The following is a 22,130-nucleotide window of genomic DNA, read 5'->3' as shown; positions in this document are numbered from 1 at the left end:
ACTGATACGTGAACTGACCCCGTCCGGACATCCCGGGAGTAACGGTAATCACGCCGATAACCCACATAACGGGAATGGCGGACATGCAACCATGGGTTGGTGGTGGCAGGAAGACCAGCGGACGAGCACCGGAGCACGACGTGAGCGCTGCCACGATCACGACATCCGTGGTCGAGACCCTGCGGGCATGGCGCCGTTACGCGCCGGGGCCGCTGCGGCTGGCCGGACCCCTTCTGCTGGTCGTCGCGATCCCGGTGGCCGACTGGTTCCTGCCGCCGGACATCCATCTCGCCCATCTCCTCGTCGTCGCCGTGGCGGTCACCGCCGTCGGCAGCGGTCCGCGCGCCACCGGGCTGATCGGGGCGCTGGCGGTCCTCTCCCTGGTCTGCGCCGGCCTGGAACGGCGGACCCTGACCACCGAGAGCGTCCTCGTCGAGCTCGCCGCCCTCGCCGCCGTCTGCGTCTTCCTGGTCCTCTTCACCCGGCTGCGGGACCGCGGGGAGCGGGAACTGGTCCGGGTGCGCTCGGTGTCCGACGCGGCACAGCGGGTCGTACTGAGACCGCTGCCGAAGCAGGCGGGACCCGTCACGCTCGCCTCGCACTACCGCAGCGCCGAGGCGGACACGGCCGTCGGCGGGGACCTGTACGCCGCCGCCCGCGTCCCCGGCTGCACGCGGCTGCTCATCGGGGACGTGCGGGGCAAGGGGCTCCCCTCGATCAGCGACACCGCGATCGTGCTGGGCGCCTTCCGCGCCGCCGCACACCGCCGGATCCCGCTGCCGGAGCTGGTCGCCTACATCGAGGACGCCGTCCGCTGGGGCCTCTCCGAGTTCTCGGAGCCGGACGAGGACGCGGCCGAGCGCTTCGTGACCGCCGCGGTCATGGACATCCCCGACGACGAGCCCGTGGTGCACCTGATCAGCTGCGGGCACCCGCCGCCCCTCCTGCTGCGCGGGCGCACCCGGTCGGCACTCGCGCTGACGGTCCCCGAGCCGTCGCCCCCGCTGGGCCTCGGCGTCCGGCCCGCCGGCCTGGACTGCGCGGAGAGCGCCGGCGGCTGCTACGTACGGGCGACCTTCCCCTTCGACCACGGCCACCGGCTCGTCCTGTACACGGACGGCGTCAGCGAGGCCCGCAACGCGGACGGCGACTTCTACCCGCTCGCCGAACGCGCCACGGCCTGGGCGGACCAGGCCCCCGCCCCCCTCGTCGAACAACTCGCCGCCGACGTCCGCGCCTACACCGGCGGCCACCTGACCGACGACATGGCCATGATCGTCCTCCAGCGCGACCGGACGACGGCCTGACAGCCAGCCCGACGGCGACCTGCGGACCGGGAACGCCCAGGCCCGCGCCCACCCGCCCCTACAGCACCGGCAGATTCTTCCGCAGCTCGAACGCGGTGACCTCGCTGCGGTACTCCTCCCACTCCTGGCGCTTGTTGCGGAGGAAGTGACGCCGCCAGCGGGCGACTTGACTCGTTCGACGTCAACGTAGAGCTGACCTGCCGCCAAGCGGTGGTCGTTGGTCGTCGTTGGTTGCCTCTGGCCGCCCTTTGACGGCCCAGAGACGGCCCCACAGGTATGAAGGCTGAGCAGTCAGAACGCCGTTGCGCCCTATCGCGCAGAGGGCTCTCAGGTCACGATGGACCGTGACCGGACCCGGGTCCGTCGGCAGCAGTCACTCGGAGGGGGCAGAGTGCGAAACCCGAACACTATCCAGTACGAGTGCGCTGATTGCGGCGCAAAAACCAAGGTCAACACCCAGACTGGCCGTCTCTACTCCCACCAACCGCCAGGGAAGCTCGTCGCTTGCGCCGCCTCCGGAGACGTCGTGACCCCACCGACAGGCGGTACGCCGCTCTTGCTTCCACCACTGAGAGCTGCCCAACAGCCCCCGGCACCCGAGCCATCACGACGCATCGCCGACGGACCTTCAAGCAGCGTTCGGGCCGTGCCCGGAGGGCTGCCTGGTCTTGGCAAGCGGCGCTGACCCGCCGGTCAAACCTCACCCGAGACCAGTCGACCACTGGCGAGACAGGCCGCGGGTGCGTCCGAACCACGTGAGAACCGCAATCGGAATCCCCTGCAAGAGACTCGACGGTAAACCACTTCCACGCGACTCGAAACAGTCACCCAATTCACTCACCTGTTCGAATAATTCTGCCACTCGGGCATCTGGCGCCCCCCAACCGTGCGTGCCAACATACCGACAGGCGATCACGCACCTCCGGGGGGAGATTCGAGATGTCAGAAGAAATCAGAGCGTGGAACCTGGCCCCAAACGAAGAGGAAGGGCACTTCGGCACCAAAAGCGCCACCATTAAAAACGGGCCCCGCGTATTCAAGCGGGCAACCATCGCAAAGTATGGAAACCCTAGCACCGGCGAGATCAGACAAGAGCGACTGAGCCTTGAATCATTTAACCGCATAGCCGGTTCGACCGAATTTGACTTTGAGAAGCCTAAAGATCGATGGTCTTGCGAAAATTCGGAGATTGAAGCACTGACCGCCTTCCTTTCCGGAGCATTCAGCATCGCCGGTCGATACCGGCTCATTGACGCAGCATCCGCATCCGCCACCATCCTCGAACTACTTGACAGTGGAGACCTGGATCCGGCAACACTCGGTCAAGGCCTAGCGGAACACGAAGACCTGGCATCGGTCGTGAGCGCACTGACAGCATCAGCATCCGGCCTGAACGCGGTGGAAGCGGCCGTCATCTCTCGGCGCAGGGGGATCTTGGCGAACCTTAAGGTGAAATCCTCCTCTCAGGAAACCACAGAGCGTGACATGCAAAGCGCTCTGGAAGGTCACACTTGGATCTTTGGCGGCCAATACGTCGGCATCGCCCACCGTCGGAATCTCACAATGCTCGATGAGTACGACATTCCCTTGGTCGAGGCTAGTGGCGCCCTCCACATCGTGGAACTTAAAGGCCCCAATATCAAGGACCTGATCAAGAGGCACAGAAATCATGCTGTAGTCGGAAATGACGTTCACTTGGCAGTCGGGCAACTGATGAACTACATCAAGCAGCTCGATCAACAAGGCGCCGCGATGGAACAAGCTTTTCGGAACGAACACGGAGTCGAGTACGACATGAGCCGACTGTGCGGCACTGTCGTGATCGGGCACTCGCACCACGTTCCCGAATACAACCGAAAGCAGATTGATCAAACAATTCGCACTTTCAACTCCCACCTTAGTCGGGTTCAAGTGCTCACCTACGAGGATCTGTTGGATCGCGCAGAAATGACCCTCAGATTCGAGGAAGAGTCCTTGATTCAGGAATAGGCGGTGCGCAGGGGTTGTACGCGATCGGGCGTGTGCGGCCACCAACATGGCCCGCCGCTACCCTTGGACACATCACAGGCTAAGGAGAGCGTTCCACGCATGGGACCGAAAACGACCAAGGTCTACGAAACGCTTCGCGAACGACTCGCCTCGGGGCAGTACGCGCCGGGCGACAAGTTTCCGTCCGAGCGTTCCTTGACGGAAGAACTCGGCATCGGCCGCACCGCCCTCCGGCAGGTGCTGGCCCGCCTGGTCGCCGAAGGCGCGCTGGAAGTGCGGGGCCGTAGTTCGTACCGCGTGCCGGGTGCGGTGAGCGTGAGCACTCCCGAAGGGCTCAAACCCTGGCAGATCCACGGTGAGCGCGACGTCTACGACAACCGATGGGTCAAGCTCCAGCTCTGGGACGTGGAGCCCCCCGGCGTAGAACGCTTCGAACACCATGTGGTCAAGCTCCAGCACGTGGCGATCACGGCCGTCGTTGACGAACAAGACCGTGTCCTCATGATGTGGCGCTACCGGTTCGTCCCCGGCCGGTTCGGGTGGGAGCTTCCCGGAGGCATCGTTGACGGGGGGGAGGCGCCGGCTGACGCCGCACTTCGGGAAGTCGTTGAAGAGACGGGGTGGCGACCGTCCTCAGTGGAACACGTCGTCACCTATCAACCCATGGTCGGCATGGTCGACTCTCCTCACGAGATCTTCGTAGCCCATGGAGCGGTGAAGGTGGGCGAGCCGACGGACCTGGAAGAGGCCGGGCACATCGAGTGGGTACCGCTGTCCGACATCCCCGGGCTCATGGCGCGGGGCGAGCTGCTCGGCTCCGGGACCTTGGTCGCGCTGCTGCATATCCTGGCGACCCGAAGCCGACAGGGCACTACAGCCGATCACTGAGCAGATCCACACGCCGGCGCTGCCGCACCGATCCGGTGCGGCTCGCCAGCAAGCGTGCCTGCCTGAGGTGGGTCTGCGCATCGTCGTACTCGGCTCGGGCGAGGTGGGCATGGGCCAAGTCCGTGTGCAGCCCGGCGCGCGCTCGCACAAACGTGGGGTCCATCCCCTCCAGCGCGTCATAGAGGCTGCCCACCGCTTCCGCATCTCCCAGCAGACCGAGCACGTTGCCGCGCCAGCGCGCCAGGTGCGAGCTGTTCAGAAAGATGCTCAGCATGTCCGGGTCACGGTCGCTGGAGCCGTCCGGGATGCAGCCTGACGCCCTGTCCAGCGCGAGCCGGCAGTCATCGACCATGCCCGCGTGAGCGCACAGTTCCGCCTCGGTGGCGTGGAGCCAGGCCCGGAGTCGCGGTGAGCCTGACTGCCCGAGGGACCGCTGAGCGTCCCGAACCAGTTCGACCCCGAGAACAGGCCGACCAGCCTCACAGAGCACGAACGCCTGCTCTCCCATGGCGTGCGCCAGATACATGGGCGCCTCAGCATCGCGAGCGGCGCTCTTCGCTGTCTCGTAGTGGCGCCAGGCCCGTTCGACCGCCCCTGAGTCGATGGCCTGCCACGCCGCGAGGGTCGAAGCCCCCGCGAGCGCGAGCGCGACCGGCTGGCGCGCGCTCGGCAATACCGCGAAGTTCAGAGCGTCTTCGAGAGCCGCGAGGTGCCCAGTCATCTGGTCGATGAGTCCGGCTGCGCCCATCTGGCGATCCATAGACCTCAGAAGCTCGGTCTGAGCGTTGAACGCTTCGACCATCGACGTGCCCACGCTACTGGCGGCATCGATCCTGCTCAACAGGTCGTCGTAGCCGTCGGCTGTGGTCACCGCGGGAAGCGTTGGTACACCCTTCAGTTCCGCGTCGGTCATCCCGAGAAGCTGTCGCAGCATGCCGGCGTACCGATCTGAGATCGTCCGCTTGCCGTTCTCCCACTCGGACACGTACACCCGCAAACTCGCGGTCGACGCGACGTCCGTGAGGTGCTGCCGGGCGTGCCGCTCGATCTCGCGAACCAATCGCTCCTGTGACCAGCCGCGCGCGACGCGCGCCTTCCGAAGTCCTGCACTCACAGGCCACCGCCCGGTGTCGGTCCCGATCTATACCTCTCCAGGGTGCCGCATATCGGCGCAGGTCAACAGGGGTTAACAGGCCGAATGTTAAGGGCTGTTGGCTACCGGCATCCCCACCCCGAGCGGTCTCCTGAAGTGGCACCGCGATGCGGGATCAACCCCGAAGTCGGCGAACCAGTTGACATCTGGTGCGCACCAGATGCAACCTACTGGTGCGCACCAGTAATCGGGATTGCGCCCGACCCACGGTGTGCAAGCGACAACTCCAAAGCGTGATCCGCCACGAGAACGACGGCCGTGACAGCACCAGCCGAGGTGAGCGGAGACCAGTCGGTCATCTCCCGTCAGGGACACGTGCCGACTCAAAAGACCGGATCTGCCCAAGGGCACTGACGCCGCGCGAAGAGACCGAGACGCGATTCCTCGGGAGAGCGGGACTGAGGCACAGATCCATATCGCGAAGTACGGGCCGTCACCTCCCGCAAAAGGTGTCCGCGCGGCTCAGGCCCGCGCATCCGACCTTCGCCGCACCGAGCGGCGGCCGGTTGCCTCCGCTGCACGTCTCGTACGTGCAGCGCTGAGGGGAGCCGGATCACCCGACTTCAACGGCGCGCGCCCCCGGAGGTGCAACTCCGGGGGCGCTGTTCGGGCCGTTCCTGACTGGAAGGAACCAGACCCAATGAACCACATCGTGACTGTTCAGGACGCTGTTACCGCGTTCGCCGATTTCATGGAGCCGACGAACGCGGAACTGAACGCGATCGAGCTGGAGATGCCGCTGATCCTGGCGGACGTTGACCTGTTGGACGCGTACATCACCACCCTGGACCGCGCCCCGTCCGAGCTGGACGAGCGGCGCATCCGCCGGGCCCGCCGCCGCGCGGTAGCGGCCCGGCTGGAGCTGGCCAACCGCACCGTCACCGCGAGCCGGCCCGGCGGTGTGGCGTGAACGACGACACCCGCGAGTTCCTGGCTGCCGTCCTGGACGCCCTCAACATCCCCTCCCCGGCCACCTACGGCGACCACGAAGCGTTCCAGCGCCTGCTGGAAGACCGCGCGCTGGACGCGGTGGTTGCCCTGAGCGGTGTTCTGGGTGAGCCCGCGAACGCGGACTGGGGGCTTGGCTGGCACACCTCCTACCTGCGTAAGCAGCTCGCGAAGAAGCCGCCGACCACCTACCGCCACTACGACGCGGCCGGTGGTGCGGTGTGAACGGCCTGGTGAACATGGCTTCGGCCGCTGGTCCGTTAGTGGCCGGCTGGGGTGTCCACAGTGTGTGGATGCGTCGCCGCCTCGCGTCGGCCCGGCACGACCCGCTGTCGGGGCTGTGGACGCGGGACGCGTTCGAGCACCGCGCCGGCCGGCTGCTGGCCCGGCACCCGCACGTCGCCGTGATCCTGGTCGACCTGGACGGGTTCAAGGCGCTCAACGACACCCGCGGCCACGCGGCCGGTGACGCCGCGATCCGCGCCACGGCCGCAAGCCTGAACGACGCGCTCACCGATCACCGGCGGGCGGTCGCGGGCCGGCTGGGAGGCGACGAGTTCGCCGCCGCCGTGGTCCTGCCGGACCCGGTGGCGTTGCCGTGGCTGCTGCGCGCTCTGCACGACGAGATCACCGCGCCGCTCTGGCACGACGGTCGTGAGCTGCGGGTGGGTGCCTCGATCGGTGGCGCGCTCTCCGGCGACGCCCCGGCCGGCACCGGCCGTGAGCTACCGGCGCTGCTGCGGTGGGCGGATGAGGCCATGTACACGGCCAAGCGGGGCGGTGGCGGCTGGCAGAACGCCGCGTTCGCGCCCCGCCGCACCACGACCGCCGGGAGGCGCACCGGACGCCCCGGCACCCACACCACACCGCGAAAGGAGGCGTCATGACGCGCCTGAACGCAAAGTCCCTACTGACGGTGCTTCCCGCCGTCGCGATGACCGCCGTGTCCATGGTCCTCACGCTGGCCGTGGTCGTGATGTGGCTGGGTGAGTCGGTACCCAAGGGCGTCGCGCTGGTCGTCGGGTTGGGCATCGACGGCGGATGGCTGGCCACCCTCGCCTATGAGCGCCGGCTGGCCGCGCAGGGCGACCACAGCAACGCCGTGACCGGCGTCGGCTGGGGCTTCGGCGCCGTTGCCTCCGGGGTCCTGGTCACTCACGCCCTACTCGCCGACGCGACGTCCCGGGGTGCGTGGCTGGCGGTGGCGTGGCTGCCGATCGCCGCCAAGGCTCTGTGGCTGGTCCACGGGCTGTGGGAGCGGACCGCGCTCACGTCGGCGGCGCTGGACATGATTCGGGGCATTCAGCAGGACGCCCGCGACGACGCGGCCGTAGCCCGCGCCCGGCTCCGGGCGGAAGCATCCACGGAGGAGACGCGGCTGACGGCCGTGACCGAGGCGGGGGCGCGCGTCGCCCGCGTTCAAGCCAAGACCGCCGACACGCTCGCCGACGCGTGGTCGAAGCTGGAGACGGCCCGCAAGGGCGAGAGCACCGGACGGGCCCTGACCAGCGTGACGGGCCGCGTCACACCCGACGTCGCACCCTCGTGGGAGCTCCCGATGTGGGGGCCGTTCGAGCCGGTCGCGGCGCTGGAGTCCGGTCCCGCGCTCACCGATGACGCCCTGGACGTCGTGGTCGACGCGATCCGGCTGAGTGAGCAGCCGCCGCTGTCGTACCGGGAGATGGCCACCCGCTTCCGCGCCGCCGGCCACTCCGCATCCGAGGTCCGTCTTCGGGCCGCTTGGAAGCGCGTCGCCTGATGGCCGCGCTGCCGGTCTACCGGTGGCACCTCGCACCGGACGGCTACGCCACCCGCCGCCAACTTCGGACGCGCGGTCTGCGTCCCGGCGGTCAGGACGTCGCAGCGCAGCTCGAACGCCCGCGCCGCCGACGCGGTCCGCTGGTCGCCTACCTGTACCGGGTCGACCTGGCCAAGCCGGTCCGGCCCATGACTCCGGCCCGGTGGGCGGCACTCGCCAAGGCGAACGCCGCCCGCCGCACATGCCCCGCCTGCCGGCGTGATGCCGGCTACGTCATCCCTACTTCGCTCGGCACCTGCACGCCGTGCGCCTTCCCCGAAGGGTCCCGCGATGGAATCGCTGCCTGACGTGCCCCGGGTCGTGCAACTCCCGGACGGCACCTACACCTACGCCAGCAACCTGCCCGCCCCGCCGCAGCAGCCCTACAGCGGGCCGCAGGTCATCCACCAGCACGTTCACCAGGCGCCGCCGGACCGCACGGTGCAGCGCATCGCGCTCGGCTCCGGTATCGGTGCCGGGACGGTGGCGGCCGGCGTCTACTTCGGCCCGCTGCTGGTCGGCGTGCTCACCGCGATCGCCGCCAACCTCGCGCTCCTCGCCCTGATCGCGGCGGTGTGTGCGTGGGGTGTGGTCACCGTCGTCCGCTCGGTCGGCGGCGCGGACGGCAAGCGCGCCGCCGACTCCGTCCGCCGTTCGCGCGGCCGGCGCTGACGACTGCCCGCGGTTCCGGGACTTCGCCGTCCCGGGGCCGTGGGGAGCCGGACAGTCCGGCCCGGAACGGGAGACAGACGTGAGCAGCGAACAGCTCCGCCTCACCACCGGCGAGAAGGCCCGCATCGCCCTGCTGGTCGCCCGGATGGCCAAGCGCGGACTCGCCGACGACCGCCAGTCCGGCGGCCGGGTCGACCAGAGCGACCTCCAGCGCAGGGTCGAGCGGATCGAGAACCAGGCCCGCAAGCGCGCCGCACAGCCCCGCACCAGCAAGAACGGCAAGTAGCTACACCCCGGGGGCGGTCGTCCCGGCCAAGGAAACCGGCCGCCCCCGGGTCACCCACCACCCATTTCTGTGCAGCAGGGAGTTCCCAGAATGACGGACAGCACCATGGGCCCGCACCTGCGCCCCGTGCCCGCCACCGACGACGACATGCCGGCCGCCCCCGTGCCGGTCGACAACCCGGCCCTGCCGGACCCGAAAGTCCGCATCGAGAAGCGCAAGCCGGTGCTCGCGGGCTGGCTCACCAACCGGCGCGACTTCGCGGCGACCACCCGCCACGCCGGCGCGAACGTCGGCTACGCCGCGCTCTACCACGGCGTTCGCATCCCCGTGTATGCCGGACGCCTCGCCCTCATGTCCCCGCGCGGGGCGTGCCGGTTCATCGCGTCCACCAACCGGTGGATGTGGGACCGCGAAGCCGCACCCCTGCGGGACTTCGCGGTGCGGACCGAGGACGTCGAGGAGTACATGCGCCTGGCGCGGCTGCGCGCCGGCCGCATCAGGCTGCGCGGCCTGGTCACCCTGGTCGCCGCCGTGTTCGGTCTCGGCTTCGCCCTGTACCTGTACGTCCTCGCACCCGCCTACCTGTACGCGTTCGCCGCGGGCGGGGTGCTGCTGCTCGGTATCGGCGGACAGCAGCCCGATTCCCCCGTGGTCGGTCCGGCGGTGCTGAAGACCGAGGTACAGAAGCTGACCGGCTCCATCGTGCTGCGCGGCCTGGACTCGATCGGGAACGCGAAGGTGACCGCCGCGATCAAGAAGGGCGGGGACATGAACGGGCTGCGGTTCGTCTCGGAGATCGTCCGGGACGGGCCCGGCTACCGCGCCGACCTGGACCTTCCCTACGGCGTCACACCCGAGGACATCATGGAGGCCCGCAAGCCCCTCGCCTCCGGCCTGCGCCGCAAGACCGGCTGCGTCTGGCCCTCCCCGGACCCCGACCAGCATGAGGGCCGGCTGGTGCTGTGGGTGGGCGACAAGCCGATGAACGAGACGACGAAGCCGGCGTGGCCGCTGGCGAAGTCGGGCACGGTCGACCTGTTCCGGCCGGTCGTGTTCGGCAACGACCAGCGCATGCGCGACGTGTCCGTGACGCTCATGTTCGCGTCCGTCGTGGTCGGCTCCATCCCGCGTATGGGAAAGACGTTCTTGATGCGGCTGCTGCTGCTCATCGCCGCCCTGGACCCGCGTGCGGAGATCCATGCGTTCGACTTCAAGGGCACCGGTGACTTCGGCGCCCTGGAGCCGGTGTGCCACCGCTACCGCGCCGGCGAGGAGGACGACGACATCCTCTACGTCGTCCAAGCCCTGCGGGAGTTGAAGGAGGAACTGCGCCGTCGGGCAAAGGTCATCAAGTCCCTGCCCCGCTCGCGCTGCCCGGAGTCCAAGGTCACGCCCGAACTGGCCAGTGACAAGCGGCTGGGGCTGCACCCGATCGTCGTCGGGTTCGACGAGTGCCAAGTGCCGTTCGAGCACGAGGAGTACGGCAAGGAGATCGAGTCGATCTGCACCGACCTGACCAAGCGCGGCCCCGCCCTCGGGATCGTGGCCATGTTCGGCACCCAGCGGCCCGACGCGAAGTCCCTGCCCACCGGCATCAGCGCGAACGCCGTGCTCCGGTTCTGCCTGAAGGTCATGGGCCAGCCGGCCAACGACATGGTGCTGGGGACGTCGATGTACAAGTCGGGGTACCGGGCCACGATGTTCTCCCGCTCCGACCGGGGCATCTGCTGGATGGCCGGCGAGGGCGACGACCCCCGCATCGTCGCGTCCGCGTTCGTGGACGCGGTCGCCGCCGAACGCATCGTCGCCCGCGCCCGCACCGCGCGCGAGCAGTACGGCAACGTCACCGGCCACGCCATCGGCAACGGCCCGGAGAACACCGGCAACGGCTCTGACATCCTCGCCGACACCCTGAACGTCATCGCCGACGACGAGAAGGCCGTGTGGTGCGAGCGGATCGCGCTCCGTCTCGCCGCCACCGACCCCGACACCTACGCCGGATGGCAGGGCGAGAACGTCACCGCCGCGCTCAAACCGTGGGGCATCAAGCCGGGGCAGGTCTGGGGCACCACCGACGACGGCGAGGGCGCCAACCGGCGCGGCATCAAGCGCGCCGACATCACCGCCGCGATTACTCGCCGTAACGCCGATCGAGCGGTCGCCTGACCGAGCACCACTGCTAGACCTAGCAGCCCAGACCGCTAGGTCTAGCAGCCGTACTAGCGCCTCGCAGGGCCGTTGATCTGCTGCCTAGCGTCTAGCGGCCCACCTGCGAAAACACCCCGAAACCGCCCTGAGAAGGGATGTGAGCCCTGGTGGCTCTCGCTAGCTGTGCCCTGCTGCTCACCCTCGCCGGTTACGCAGTGTTATGTGCGGTCAAGCCGTTCGCGCCGTGCCGGAAGTGCTCCGGGACCGGCGTCCGCCAGGCCCGCCGCAAGGTCAAGCTCTGCCGGCGCTGCCACGGCCGCCGCTACCGGCTGCGCGCCGGCCGCCGGCTGCTCAACACCGGCCGCGCCGTCCACCGCGACGGCACCCGCAGTGTCCGCCCTCGCCGCCTCACCGACCGGGAGTTCTCCCAATGGCCGTGACCGTCTCCCTCGTCCTGCTCTTCGGGCTGGTCCTGTTCTTCCTGCTGCGGAGCAACAGCCTCAGCGCCGGCGCCGCGTTCGTCGCCGTCATGTTCGGGTTCTTCCTCGCCTCCACCGGCGCCGCCGGACCCATCACCAACATGACCACCGCCGTCGTCCAAGCCATCCCCAACCCGTAACAGCACCAAGGGCGACCCCCTCTCGCCAAAGACCGGGGTCGCCCTTGCCCAACCAGGACCCAACCAAGGAACTGGAGAACTCCAGAATGACGCAACCGACCGCCATCCGGCGAGTGTCCGCCTTACTCGCCCCGAACCGGCCCTTCCGGATCCTGGACGGCTGCTGCTGCATCGGCGGCGCAACCGCAGGCCTGCGCCGCGCGTTCGGCCCGAACGTCCACATCACCGGCGTCGACACCGAACCGCAGCCGGACTACTGCGGTGACGCGTTCCACCAGGGCGACGTCATCGACTTCATCCGCGAGCACGGTCACGAGTTCCACTTCATCCACGTGTCCCCGCCCTGCCAGGGTGAAGGCGCCCCGACCAAGGGCACCAACCGGGCCCGCAACGAGCGGATCGGCCGCACCTACCCCCGGCTCATCCGACCCGTGCGGGCCGCACTGGAAGCGACCGGCCGCCCGTATTCGATCGAGAACGTGCCGGGCTCCGAGGTCCGCAAGGACGTCCGCCTGTGCGGTGAACAGTTCGGCCTCGCCGTGCTCATGCACCGCTACTTCGAACTCGGAGGCTGGACCACCGCCCAACCGGTCCACCCCCGCCACCGCGGGAGGGTGCGCGGCTGGCGCCACGGCGAGTACCACGACGGCCCGTACGTGGCCGCGTACGGCAAGGGCGGTGGGAAGGCCACCGTGGACGAGATCAGGGCCGCGAAGGGCATCGACTGGTCCACCGACCACTTCCGCCTGCGCGAGGCGCTGCCCCCGGCCTACATGGAGTGGATCGGCCGGGCCTACCTCGCCACCGTCGCACCCGCGTTGGAGGTGGCGGCATGAGCGAGCACCTGCGCACCGCCCTGCGCCTCGCGGCCGACGGCCTGCCGGTGCTGCCGCTGCGGCGGGGGAAGCTGCCGTTCGGGAACTGCCCCGCCTGCGCGCGGAATGTGTGCGGCGGCCGGCCGACCATGAAGGCGGCGGGGTCCTGCGGGTGCGCGGCGCCGTGCCACGCGTGGGCCGCCGCGACCACCGACCCCGACGTCATCGCTTCGCCCGCATGGGCGCTGGCGTGGCGGAACGCTGCGGCCGTGGCCTACAACCCTGGCGGCGCCGGCCTCACCGTGGTCGACCTGGACGACCCCGCCGCCATCGCATGGGCCCGCGAAACTCTGCCCGCCACCCGCACCGTCGCGACGACGCGCGGAGAGCACTGGATCTACCGGGGCACCATGCCGTCCGCCAACGCGGTCCGACCCGGCGTCGACCTCAAGTCCCTTGCGGCGTACGCCCGTTGGCTCGGAAACGGCACGGGCGTCACGGCCCCTCTGCCGGACTCTGTGCGCGCTCTGGCAGTGAAGGAACCGCCCGCGCCCCGCAGGGCGCCACAGAGCCTCACAGAGCCTCTGGGGGCCCGTGGGGGCGCGTGCCCTCACCGCACACCCACCTATTTGGACCGTGGCGTGTCCATGGCTGTGCAGCGGATCACGGAGGCGCGCAGCGCGGTCCACGCGACCGTGTACCGCACGTTCCTCGCGGTGCTGTCGACGCACGGCCGGTGCGGCTGCCTCACGGACGCTCATGTCGGCCGGCTGTTCACCGCCGCGCAGGCCAAGGGCGAAACGGCCCGGCACTGCACCGACGCGTGGACCAACGCCCTGACCACGTTGGGACTGTGACCGTGTCCGACGACGAGAAGGACCCCGCCCGCAAGGTCATCACCGACTACGCACAGTCCCACTTCCGGTACTTCCGCACCGTGGACGGGACCGTGTACGCGCAGCGCACCGGCCACCCCGTGGCCCGCCCGATCCGCTCCCAGGGAACGACCGGCAGCCACCGGCAGGAACTCATGGTCGGCCTCTTCCGTGACGGGGTCGGCGTCTTCAACGGAACCGCCCTCAAGGAGGCGTTGGACTTGATCGAGGCACTCGCCCTCACCGAACAGGTACAGCCCACCCATATCCGCGTGGCCCCCGGTTTCGACGGGGCCACCTGGCTCGACCTCGGTCGCGACGACGGGCAGTCCGTCCGTATCCACCCCACCGGCTGGGACATCCGCATCCCCGACCCCGAAGAGGTGTGCTGGCGGCGCACCCAGCTCACCGGGGAACTCCCCCTGCCCGTCACGGACACCAACGGCAAGGGCATCGACCTGCTGATGCGGCTGTGCAACTTCGCCGACGCCCAGACCGAGGCTCTCGCCATTGCGTGGCTCATCGGCTGCCTGGAGCCGTCCGCCCCCGTCCCGGCCCCGTTCCTCACCGGCCCGCAGGGCGCCGGCAAGTCCACCGGCGGCCGGATGCTCGTGCGGATCATCGAAGGCATGACCGGCGACCTGCGCAGGGCGCCCAAGGACGAAGAGAACATGATCACGGCGGTCGCGGCCGGATGGATCACCGCCCTGGACAACCTCTCCCACCTGCCCCCGGACCTGTCCGACCTCATGTGCTGCATCATCACCGGGGCCGAGAGCATCAAGCGCGCGCTGTTCACCGACGGCGACGTCGTCCGTTCCCGCTACCGCCGGCCCATGCTGCTGACCGGCATCGACGTCGGGGTCATCCGCCCCGACCTCGCCGAACGACTCCTCACCCTGCGCCTGGAACGCCCCCGGGTACGGCGCACCGAAGCGGAGCTGTGGGCGGAGTACGCCGAGATCCTGCCCGTCGTCCTCGGCTCCCTGCTGGACCTGACCGTCAAGGTCCGCGCCGTCCAGGCCGAGACCCCGACCGATCTGCGCATGGCCGACTTCGCCCACCTGTGCGCCCAGCTCGACACCGCAACCGGCTTCGGAACGCTGGAGGCATACCGGGCCAGCCTGGACGACCTCAACGACGACGTGATCGAGGGCGATCTACTGGCCCAGACGGTCCTCAAGCACGCCGCCGAACTCGCCCCGGGCGAAGAGGTCCGCATGACATCGGCCGAGTGGCTGCACGCCCTGACCGGCCTCTACAGCGGCGAGGAATGCCGCCCCCTGCCCAAGGGCTGGCCCACCACCGGCAAGGTGCTCTCCGACCGGCTGAGGCGCATCCAACCCACCCTGGCCGCACGGGGCGTCCTCGTTGACTGGGGGCGCACCCGCGCCGCCCGCTACATCGAACTCAGCCGCCAGGCCCCGCCCCCGCCGCCCGAGCAGCAGACCGCGTTCTGACCCGCCGCACAGGCGGACAAGCAAGAGGAGCACGCCGCGCCCGGGGTGCTCCTCTTGCTGTTCGGCGGCGGCAGCCGCCCTGCACAGGTCGCGCCGCGAGCGGCCCGTTCTTCAAGCCCTGAGCGGGACGTACTGACCACAGACACCCCCTCCTTTTTCCTAAGTAGGGAAGATCTGCGTCACCCCGTCACCGCGGGCCTGACAGACGGCCGCTGACCTGCGGCGACAGCGGGTGACGCAGACGGCGAATCCTGCGTCACCCCGCGTCACCAGCGTCACCCCGTGACAAGCGCACGTGTCATCGGTGACGCACCACCCGCCGCGCTGCGTCACCAGAACCCGCAGGTCAGAAGCCTGATTGACGCAGGTGACGCGATGACGCAGAAATCCCAGCTTCGGACAGGCGCCGCCACCCCAGCCAAGCGCACTTCCAACTCGATGGAGGACCCCGTGAGCGCGTCCGCCCCCGCCAGAGACGACCCCCGCGCCATCCTCCGGGGCGGTCTCCCAGACCGGTACCTCACCGCCGACGACATCGCCGAGATCTTCGAGGTGCCCAAGGAAACCGTCTACCAGTGGCGTAAGAAGCGCATCGGTCCGCCCGGCTTCCGCATAGGCAAGTACATCCGTTACGACCCCGCCGACGTGCACGCGTACGTCACCAGCCGCAAAGACGCCGACCGCAACGCCGCCTAACCGAATAGCCACGCCAGACAGCAGGGAGAGCCGCTATCAGCAGCTCTCCCTGCTGCTTGCCGAGAAGGGACCGCCGCCGCATGGCAGGCCACATCCAGGACCGCTGGTTCAAAACTGAGACCGGCGCCAATGGCAAGGACGTTCGTATCAAGACCAGCCGCTACGGCGCAGGCATGCGCTACCGAGCCCGCTACGTCGGGCCGGACGGCACCGAGAAGTCCAAGAGCTTCCCCGACGGCAAAAAGCGGCTCGCCGAGCAGTGGCTCTCCGCCATTGAGGCAGACATGTCCCGCGGTCAGTACATCGATCCTGCCGCGGGCCGCGTGACGTTCGGCCAGTACGCCGACAAGTGGCTGAAGACGCAGACCACGGGCATGACGACACGAGCGTCGGTGGAGTCGGCGATTCGCGGCCACGCAATTCCGTACATCGGGCCCCGGCCGCTCGGTTCGTTCAAGCCGGAGCACATCAGGGACTGGCTGAGTGAACTGGAGCGGGCCGTACCCGCAACGTCGTATCGGCGCGTGATCTACAACAGTGTCTCGACCATCCTGAACGCGGCCGTTGACGACGGCCACCTCTCGAAGAACCCCTGCCACGCGCAATCCGTGCGACCGCCGGCCGCGGGAACCGGTCGTGTCATGCCATGGAGCACGGAACGGGTTTTCGCCGTTCGCGGCGCACTGCCTGAGCGCTATCACGCGACCGTGGATCTCGGAGGCGGATGCGGACTCCGGCAAGGGGAGATCTTCGGATTGTCTGCCGACGCGATCGATTTCGACTCCGGGTGGCTGCACGTGGTGAATCAGGTACAGGCGACAAAACAGGGCATGGTGTTCGCCCCGCCGAAGCGCGAGAAGCTGCGGGACGTTCCCTTGCCGGACCGTGTGGCGCAGGTCCTCAAGCTCCATATGGAGGCCTTCCCGCCGGTGGAGATCACCTTGCCGTGGCTTCGGGTAGGTGGAGCCCCCGTCACGCGACGGCTGCTGTTCACTCGACTCGACGGCGCGGGGGCCGTTCGTCGCACGGACTTCAACGATCGCGCGTGGAAGCCCGCTCTGGCCGCTGCCGGCGTGATTCCACAGCCGAAGCCGCGCGAGCGCTACCAGGCCGCTCGCGAGCACGGCATGCACGCACTCAGGCACTTCTACGCCTCGGTTCTGCTGGACGCCGGCGAGAACATCAAGGCACTCAGCAACTACCTCGGACACAACGACCCGGGGTTCACCCTTCGGGTCTACACGCACCTGATGCCGAGCAGCGACGCGCGGGCCCGGAAGGCGGTGGACGGCCTGTACGCGGGGGCCGATCCTGCGTCGGACGGCCCACAGACGGCCCAGGAAGGCTGAGACGCCGTGGGGCCGACGGTTCGCAACCGTCGGCCCCACGGGCGAGCGAGCTAGGGAACTGCTCTGACCCGCGGCTACAGCACCGGCAGGTTCTTCCGCAGCTCGAAGGCGGTGACCTCGGAGCGGTACTCCTCCCACTCCTGGCGCTTGTTGCGGAGGAAGAAGTCGAAGACGTGTTCGCCGAGGGTGTCGGCGACCAGGTCGCTGTTCTCCATGAGGGTGAGGGCCTCGCCGAGGTTCTGCGGGAGGGGTTCGATGCCCATGGCGCGGCGCTCGGCGTTGGAGAGGGCCCAGACGTCGTCCTCGGCGCCCGGGGGAAGCTCGTAGCCCTCCTCGATGCCCTTGAGGCCGGCGGCGAGGAGGACGGCGTAGGCCAGGTACGGGTTGGCGCCGGAGTCGATGGAGCGGACCTCGACGCGCGCGGAGCCGGTCTTGCCGGGCTTGTACATCGGGACGCGGACGAGGGCGCTGCGGTTGTTGTGGCCCCAGCAGATGTAGGAGGGGGCCTCGCCGCCGGCGCCGGCGGTGCGCTCGGAGCCGCCCCAGATGCGCTTGTAGGAGTTCACCCACTGGTTGGTGACCGCCGCGGTCTCGGCGGCGTGCTTCAGCAGGCCCGCGATGAAGGAGCGGCCGACCTTGGAGAGCTGGAACTCCGCGCCCGACTCGTAGAACGCGTTGCGGTCGCCCTCGAAGAGGGAGAGGTGGGTGTGCATGCCGGAGCCGGGGTGCTCGGAGAACGGCTTCGGCATGAAGGTCGCCTGCACCCCCTGCTCCAGCGCCACCTGCTTCATGACCAGCCGGAACGTCATGATGTTGTCGGCCGTGGAGAGCGCGTCGGCGTAGCGCAGGTCGATCTCCTGCTGGCCGGGGGCGCCCTCGTGGTGGGAGAACTCGACCGAGATGCCCATCGACTCCAGCATGGTGATCGCCTGGCGGCGGAAGTCCATGCCGACGTTGGTGGGGGTGTGGTCGAAGTAGCCCGAGTTGTCGGCCGGGGTGGGGCGGGAGCCGTCCATCGGACGGTCCTTCAGGAGGAAGAACTCGATCTCGGGGTGGGTGTAGAAGGTGAAGCCGAGGTCGGAGGTGCGGGCGAGGGCACGCTTCAGCACGTACCGCGGGTCCGCGAAGGACGGGGAGCCGTCCGGCATGAGGATGTCGCAGAACATGCGGGCGGTGCCGGGGGCCTCGGCGCGCCACGGGAGGACCTGGAAGGTGGACGGGTCCGGCTTGGCGATCATGTCGGACTCGTAGACGCGGGCGAAGCCCTCGATGGCGGAGCCGTCGAAGCCGATGCCCTCGTCGAAGGCCTGTTCAAGCTCGGCCGGGGCCACGGCGACGGACTTGAGGAAGCCCAGCACGTCCGTGAACCACAGGCGTACGAACCGGATGTCGCGCTCCTCCAAGGTCCGGAGCACGAACTCCTGCTGCTTGTCCATCTTCCGCTTCCCCATCCTTGCTGGTCAGGCCGCCTGTCTTCCTGTCCCGCAGGAGGCGGTCGGGCACCCGAGCATCACACCACAACAGCATTTCACGCGCGTTGCGCACCTTGATCGCCCGAGCGACCCCGGCCTGAACGGCTCCCGTACGGCAGATGTCCTGCCCTGTCGCCCATCTTGCCTGCTCGCACCGACATCCGTAATGGCCGATCCGGTTTCCCGGGTGACCGACACCACGGTCCTTAAATTTGAATCTGAGATGCAAGTTTTACTAGCGTGACGGGTGCAAGAGCCGAGCCGCTGGGTCGAGCCACAAGGAGTCCCGATGCTGTCCGAGTCGTCCGCAACCACCGTCCGCGCCACCCTCCCCGCCGTCGGCGCCGCCATCGGCGAGATCACCGAGCGGTTCTACGCCCGCCTCTTCGCCGCCCACCCCGCGCTGCTGAGGAACCTCTTCAACCGCGGCAACCAGGCCGCCGGCACCCAGCGGCAGGCCCTCGCCGGTTCCGTCGCCGCGTTCGCCACGCACCTGCTGGACCACCCGGACCAGCGGCCCGACGCCCTGCTGGGCCGCATCGCCCACAAGCACGCCTCGCTGGGCGTCACGCCCGAGCAGTACGCCGTCGTCCACGAGCACCTCTTCGCCGCCATCGCCGAGGTGCTCGGCGAGGCCGTCACCCCGGAGGTCGCGGTCGCCTGGGACGAGGTCTACTGGCTGATGGCGAACGCGCTCGTGGCGATCGAGAAGCGGCTGTACGAGGAGAGCGGCGGCCACCGGGGGCTGCGGCCCTGGGAGGTCGTCGAGCGGGTGGCGGAGACCGCCGACGTCGTGACGTTCCGGGTGCGGCCGGTGGACGGCGGCACGGCGGTGCGCGGCTTCCGGGCCGGGCAGTACGTCTCCGTGGGCGTCGCCCTCCCCGACGGCGCCCGCCAGATACGCCAGTACAGCCTGTCCGGCGCGCCGGGCGATTCGGTGCGCCAGTTCAGCGTCAAGCGCGTGCAGGGCGCGGCGGACGGTACGACGCCCGACGGCGAGGTCTCGCACCACCTGCACGCACGCGTGCGCGCGGGGGACGTCCTTGAGCTGTCGGAGCCCTACGGCGACCTCGTGCTGGGCGACGACGGCGACCGGCCGCTCCTCCTCGCCTCCGCGGGCATCGGCGTCACCCCGATGGTGGCGATGCTCGCCGCGCTCGCGGCCGACGGTCACCGCGCCCCGGTGACCGTCGTGCACGGCGACCGCTCCCCCGCCGACCACGCGCTGCGCGCCGACCACACGGCCTACGCGGCCAAGCTCCCGGACGCCGCCGTCCACTTCTTCTACGAGCGGGACGCCGAGCCGGACGCCCGCACCGGCCTGGTCGACCTCGCCGACGTCGACGTCGCGCCCGGCACGCGCGCGTACCTGTGCGGCCCGCTCCCCTTCATGCGCGCGGTGCGCGGCCAGCTCCTCGCCAAGGGCGTGGCCCCGGCCGACATCCACTACGAGGTCTTCGGCCCGGACCTGTGGCTGGCGGCGGCCTGAGCGCCCCCTTGGGGACGCTCGGGGACGCTCGGGGACGCGCTATTCCGCTCCCGGCCCCCGGGAGATACCGAGCAGCAGCGGCCCCGTCGGCTCCGCCACCATGTCCGCGACCGTCAGCGGGTCGAGGGCTGCGAAGAACGCCTCCTGGGCCCGGCGCAGGGCGCCCCGCAGGCGGCAGGCGGAGTTGAGGGGGCACGGGGTGGCGCCCTCGCAGTCCACGACGTCGCCGTCGCCCTCGAAGGTCCGCACCAGCGCCCCCACCGAGGCGGTACGGCCCTTCGCGGTCAGCGTCAGCCCGCCGCCCCGGCCGCGCCGGGCGTCGACGAGTCCCATGTGCTGCAGTTCGGCGACCACCTTCGCGGCGTGCGTGTACGGCACGTCCATGTCACCGGCGACCTCGCGGGTGGTGGGGCTGGCGTCGCCCGCGACGGCCAGCCGCATCAGGAGGCGTAGAGCCAGGTCGGTGGAGCGCAGCAGCCGCATACCGGCCAGGGTAGGTAATACGCATCCGTCATTCAAATTATCGGTTTCCTGTCGGATCCCGGGTCTTTACAGGACTTTCCTGCGCCCTGCCTACGGCTGCCCCCATCTCCCCCATTACGATCAGCGAGCCCCACCGTCCACGTCTCTTTCCCCCAGAAGGACACATCCCATGGGTTCCGCGAAGAAGAGCAGCAACGCCGAGCGCAAGGCGCGCATAGAGGAGATGCGGCGGGCGGAGCGTGCCCGTGAGCGCCGCAACCGGATCCTCACCGTCGCCGCGAGCACGGTGGTCGTGGCGGGTCTCGTGGTCGGCGGCGTGGTGCTCGTCAACTCGCAGTCGGACAAGAGCGACAGCGCGAGCGACGCGAAGGGCGGCTCGTCCGGGGACTCCGGGCACTTCGTCACCGGCAGCGACGGCGTGCGGACCTGGACGGGCAAGCTGTCCCGCACCCACGTCACGGGGACCGTGAAGTACCCGATGCACCCGCCCGTCGGCGGCAACCACAACCCGGTGTGGCTCAACTGCAACGGCAACGTCTACACCAAGGCCGTGCAGGACGAGAACGCCGTGCACGCCCTGGAGCACGGCGCGGTCTGGGTGACGTACACCGACAAGGCGAGCAAGTCCGACGTGGACAAGCTGGCGGCGAAGGTGAAGCAGACGCCGTACTCGCTGATGAGCCCGTACACGGACCAGACCTCGCCGATCGAGCTGTCGGCGTGGGGGCACCAGCTGAGCGTGACGAGCGCGGACGACCCGAAGGTCGGCAAGTTCTTCGAGACGTACGTGCAGGGCAAGCAGACCCCCGAGCCGGGTGCCTCCTGCACGGGCGGGACGATGTGACGTGAAGAAGCACATCGGCTGGGTCGCCGGCACCGCGGCGGCGGTGCTCGTCGCGGCCGGCGCGATCACCTACGCGGTCGCCGAGGACGGCGACGGCGGTGGCGGCGGCCTGAAGGTCCCGAGCGCGGACGGGGCGGACGCCGGGTTCGCCCGGGACATGGCGGTCCACCACCAGCAGGCCGTGGAGATGTCGTACATCGTCCGCGACCGCACGAAGGACACGGAGGTGCGGCGGCTCGCCTACGACATCGCGCAGACGCAGGCCAACCAGCGCGGCATGCTGCTGGGCTGGCTGGACCTGTGGGACCTGCCGAAGGTGTCGGCGAAGCCGCCGATGTCCTGGATGGGCATGGGCGACATGCCCGAGCGCGGGGACGGTTCGCTGATGCCGGGCATGGCGACCGACACCGAGCTGAAGAAGCTGGGGACGCTGAACGGCAAGCAGGCGGAGATCTTCTACCTCCAGCTGATGACGGACCACCACAAGGGCGGCATCCACATGGCCGAGGGGTGCGTGGCCAAGTGCACCGTCCCGGTGGAGAAGAGCCTCGCCCAGGGCATGGTGGACGCGCAGCAGTCGGAGCTGACGACGATGAAGCAGATGCTGAAGGAGCGGGGCGCGACACCGCGCGACTGAACGGCTTCCCACAACAGCCGTACAAAATGGGGGACTTGTCGACTTAACGGCACCGCAAGCGTTCAACAACAATCGCAACCGATCTGTAATGTTCTGCGTACCGCCGAAAGCCCACCAAAAGCCCCTAATCAACGCCCACTTGGGACTTCCTTGGGTTTCCCATTCCCCTGGCATGAACAGTTCACCGAAAGAGTGACGTCCA

The 22,130-nt window shown here is 69.1% G+C and carries 24 protein-coding genes; 21 read left to right on the top strand and 3 right to left on the bottom strand.

All coding sequences use genetic code 11. The annotated features are described in order from the left end of the window. The first annotated feature begins 140 nt into the window (after positions 1-140). From AB0D74_RS44135 to AB0D74_RS44125, 3 genes are all read left to right on the top strand, one after another. Positions 141-1,307, top strand: coding sequence for a PP2C family protein-serine/threonine phosphatase (locus tag AB0D74_RS44135; RefSeq protein WP_362600040.1), 1,167 nt, complete (start codon positions 141-143; stop codon positions 1,305-1,307). 939 nt (positions 1,308-2,246) lie between these two features. Beyond that, a complete protein-coding gene (locus tag AB0D74_RS44130) occupies positions 2,247-3,296 on the top strand; it encodes a Shedu anti-phage system protein SduA domain-containing protein (RefSeq protein WP_362600039.1) in 1,050 nt (349 codons plus the stop codon). Between the two features lie 99 nt (positions 3,297-3,395). After that, a complete protein-coding gene (locus tag AB0D74_RS44125; protein WP_362600038.1) occupies positions 3,396-4,184 on the top strand; it encodes an NUDIX domain-containing protein in 789 nt (262 codons plus the stop codon). Here the strand turns inward: AB0D74_RS44125 and AB0D74_RS44120 are convergent. Next, positions 4,168-5,175 carry an XRE family transcriptional regulator gene (locus AB0D74_RS44120; RefSeq protein WP_362600106.1) on the bottom strand — a complete coding sequence of 336 codons (1,008 nt, stop codon included), beginning with the start codon at positions 5,173-5,175 and terminating at the stop codon, positions 4,168-4,170. The genes AB0D74_RS44125 and AB0D74_RS44120 overlap by 17 nt on opposite strands. Before the next feature lie 802 nt (positions 5,176-5,977). On the opposite strand from AB0D74_RS44120, the gene AB0D74_RS44115 reads away from it, so the two are divergent. From AB0D74_RS44115 to AB0D74_RS44045, 15 genes are all read left to right on the top strand, one after another. Further along, entirely contained in the window at positions 5,978-6,247 is a 270-nt protein-coding gene (locus AB0D74_RS44115) for a DUF6284 family protein (RefSeq protein ID WP_362600036.1), read from the top strand. Further along, entirely contained in the window at positions 6,244-6,510 is a 267-nt protein-coding gene (locus tag AB0D74_RS44110) for a hypothetical protein (RefSeq protein ID WP_362600034.1), read from the top strand. The genes AB0D74_RS44115 and AB0D74_RS44110 overlap by 4 nt, the downstream gene beginning before the upstream one ends. A 68-nt stretch (positions 6,511-6,578) precedes the next feature. Then, positions 6,579-7,172: a GGDEF domain-containing protein gene (locus tag AB0D74_RS44105; RefSeq protein ID WP_362600032.1), complete on the top strand. Its 594-nt coding sequence runs from the start codon at positions 6,579-6,581 to the stop codon at positions 7,170-7,172. Continuing rightward, complete coding sequence (locus tag AB0D74_RS44100) at positions 7,169-8,044, top strand: protein spdB (protein ID WP_362600030.1); 876 nt, start codon at positions 7,169-7,171, stop codon at positions 8,042-8,044. The genes AB0D74_RS44105 and AB0D74_RS44100 overlap by 4 nt, the downstream gene beginning before the upstream one ends. Beyond that, positions 8,044-8,391: an RRQRL motif-containing zinc-binding protein gene (locus AB0D74_RS44095; protein ID WP_362600028.1), complete on the top strand. Its 348-nt coding sequence runs from the start codon at positions 8,044-8,046 to the stop codon at positions 8,389-8,391. Before AB0D74_RS44100 ends, AB0D74_RS44095 begins: the two co-directional genes overlap by 1 nt. Beyond that, positions 8,375-8,755 (top strand): DUF6251 family protein, encoded by a 381-nt coding sequence (locus AB0D74_RS44090; RefSeq protein WP_362600026.1) that lies wholly within the window; start codon positions 8,375-8,377, stop codon positions 8,753-8,755. The genes AB0D74_RS44095 and AB0D74_RS44090 overlap by 17 nt, the downstream gene beginning before the upstream one ends. A gap of 79 nt (positions 8,756-8,834) precedes the next feature. Further along, positions 8,835-9,041, top strand: a complete 207-nt coding sequence (locus tag AB0D74_RS44085) for a DUF6257 family protein (RefSeq protein WP_362600024.1) — start codon at positions 8,835-8,837, stop codon at positions 9,039-9,041. A gap of 90 nt (positions 9,042-9,131) precedes the next feature. Next, on the top strand, positions 9,132-11,207 hold the full coding sequence (locus AB0D74_RS44080; protein WP_362600022.1) for a cell division protein FtsK: 2,076 nt from the start codon (positions 9,132-9,134) through the stop codon (positions 11,205-11,207). Positions 11,208-11,404: 197 nt separating this feature from the next. Beyond that, positions 11,405-11,629 (top strand): hypothetical protein, encoded by a 225-nt coding sequence (locus tag AB0D74_RS44075; protein ID WP_362600020.1) that lies wholly within the window; start codon positions 11,405-11,407, stop codon positions 11,627-11,629. Next, entirely contained in the window at positions 11,620-11,808 is a 189-nt protein-coding gene (locus AB0D74_RS44070) for a hypothetical protein (RefSeq protein WP_362600018.1), read from the top strand. The genes AB0D74_RS44075 and AB0D74_RS44070 overlap by 10 nt, the downstream gene beginning before the upstream one ends. Before the next feature lie 86 nt (positions 11,809-11,894). After that, positions 11,895-12,644 (top strand): DNA methylase, encoded by a 750-nt coding sequence (locus AB0D74_RS44065; protein WP_362600016.1) that lies wholly within the window; start codon positions 11,895-11,897, stop codon positions 12,642-12,644. Then, positions 12,641-13,480, top strand: coding sequence for a bifunctional DNA primase/polymerase (locus AB0D74_RS44060; protein ID WP_362600014.1), 840 nt, complete (start codon positions 12,641-12,643; stop codon positions 13,478-13,480). The genes AB0D74_RS44065 and AB0D74_RS44060 overlap by 4 nt, the downstream gene beginning before the upstream one ends. Before the next feature lie 2 nt (positions 13,481-13,482). Next, positions 13,483-14,958, top strand: coding sequence for an ATP-binding protein (locus AB0D74_RS44055; RefSeq protein WP_362600104.1), 1,476 nt, complete (start codon positions 13,483-13,485; stop codon positions 14,956-14,958). A gap of 438 nt (positions 14,959-15,396) precedes the next feature. Beyond that, complete coding sequence (locus tag AB0D74_RS44050) at positions 15,397-15,654, top strand: helix-turn-helix domain-containing protein (protein ID WP_351935319.1); 258 nt, start codon at positions 15,397-15,399, stop codon at positions 15,652-15,654. Between the two features lie 80 nt (positions 15,655-15,734). Beyond that, positions 15,735-17,003, top strand: a complete 1,269-nt coding sequence (locus AB0D74_RS44045; protein ID WP_362600012.1) for a site-specific integrase — start codon at positions 15,735-15,737, stop codon at positions 17,001-17,003. 74 nt (positions 17,004-17,077) lie between these two features. Here AB0D74_RS44045 and AB0D74_RS44040 read toward each other — a convergent pair whose 3' ends face one another. Then, positions 17,078-18,439 (bottom strand): glutamine synthetase family protein, encoded by a 1,362-nt coding sequence (locus tag AB0D74_RS44040; RefSeq protein WP_189260572.1) that lies wholly within the window; start codon positions 18,437-18,439, stop codon positions 17,078-17,080. A gap of 325 nt (positions 18,440-18,764) precedes the next feature. Here AB0D74_RS44040 and AB0D74_RS44035 point away from each other — a divergent pair, with 325 nt between their 5' ends. After that, the gene (locus AB0D74_RS44035; RefSeq protein ID WP_362600010.1) at positions 18,765-19,964 is read left to right on the top strand and encodes a globin domain-containing protein; all 1,200 of its coding nucleotides are present in this window, start codon (positions 18,765-18,767) and stop codon (positions 19,962-19,964) included. Between the two features lie 39 nt (positions 19,965-20,003). On the opposite strand, the gene AB0D74_RS44030 is transcribed toward AB0D74_RS44035, so the two are convergent. Next, positions 20,004-20,447, bottom strand: coding sequence for an Rrf2 family transcriptional regulator (locus tag AB0D74_RS44030; RefSeq protein WP_362600008.1), 444 nt, complete (start codon positions 20,445-20,447; stop codon positions 20,004-20,006). A gap of 169 nt (positions 20,448-20,616) precedes the next feature. On the opposite strand from AB0D74_RS44030, the gene AB0D74_RS44025 reads away from it, so the two are divergent. Continuing rightward, positions 20,617-21,291: a DUF3105 domain-containing protein gene (locus AB0D74_RS44025; RefSeq protein WP_362600006.1), complete on the top strand. Its 675-nt coding sequence runs from the start codon at positions 20,617-20,619 to the stop codon at positions 21,289-21,291. Between the two features lies 1 nt (position 21,292). Next, the gene (locus AB0D74_RS44020; RefSeq protein WP_362600004.1) at positions 21,293-21,928 is read left to right on the top strand and encodes a DUF305 domain-containing protein; all 636 of its coding nucleotides are present in this window, start codon (positions 21,293-21,295) and stop codon (positions 21,926-21,928) included. The last annotated feature ends 202 nt before the right edge of the window (positions 21,929-22,130 follow it).

It is taken from the genome of Streptomyces sp. NPDC048278 (assembly GCF_040652195.1).
Classification (GTDB): Bacteria; Actinomycetota; Actinomycetes; order Streptomycetales; family Streptomycetaceae; genus Streptomyces.
Note: the sequence above shows the minus strand (reverse complement) of the source record. Positions and strands in the feature narration are given on the sequence as shown.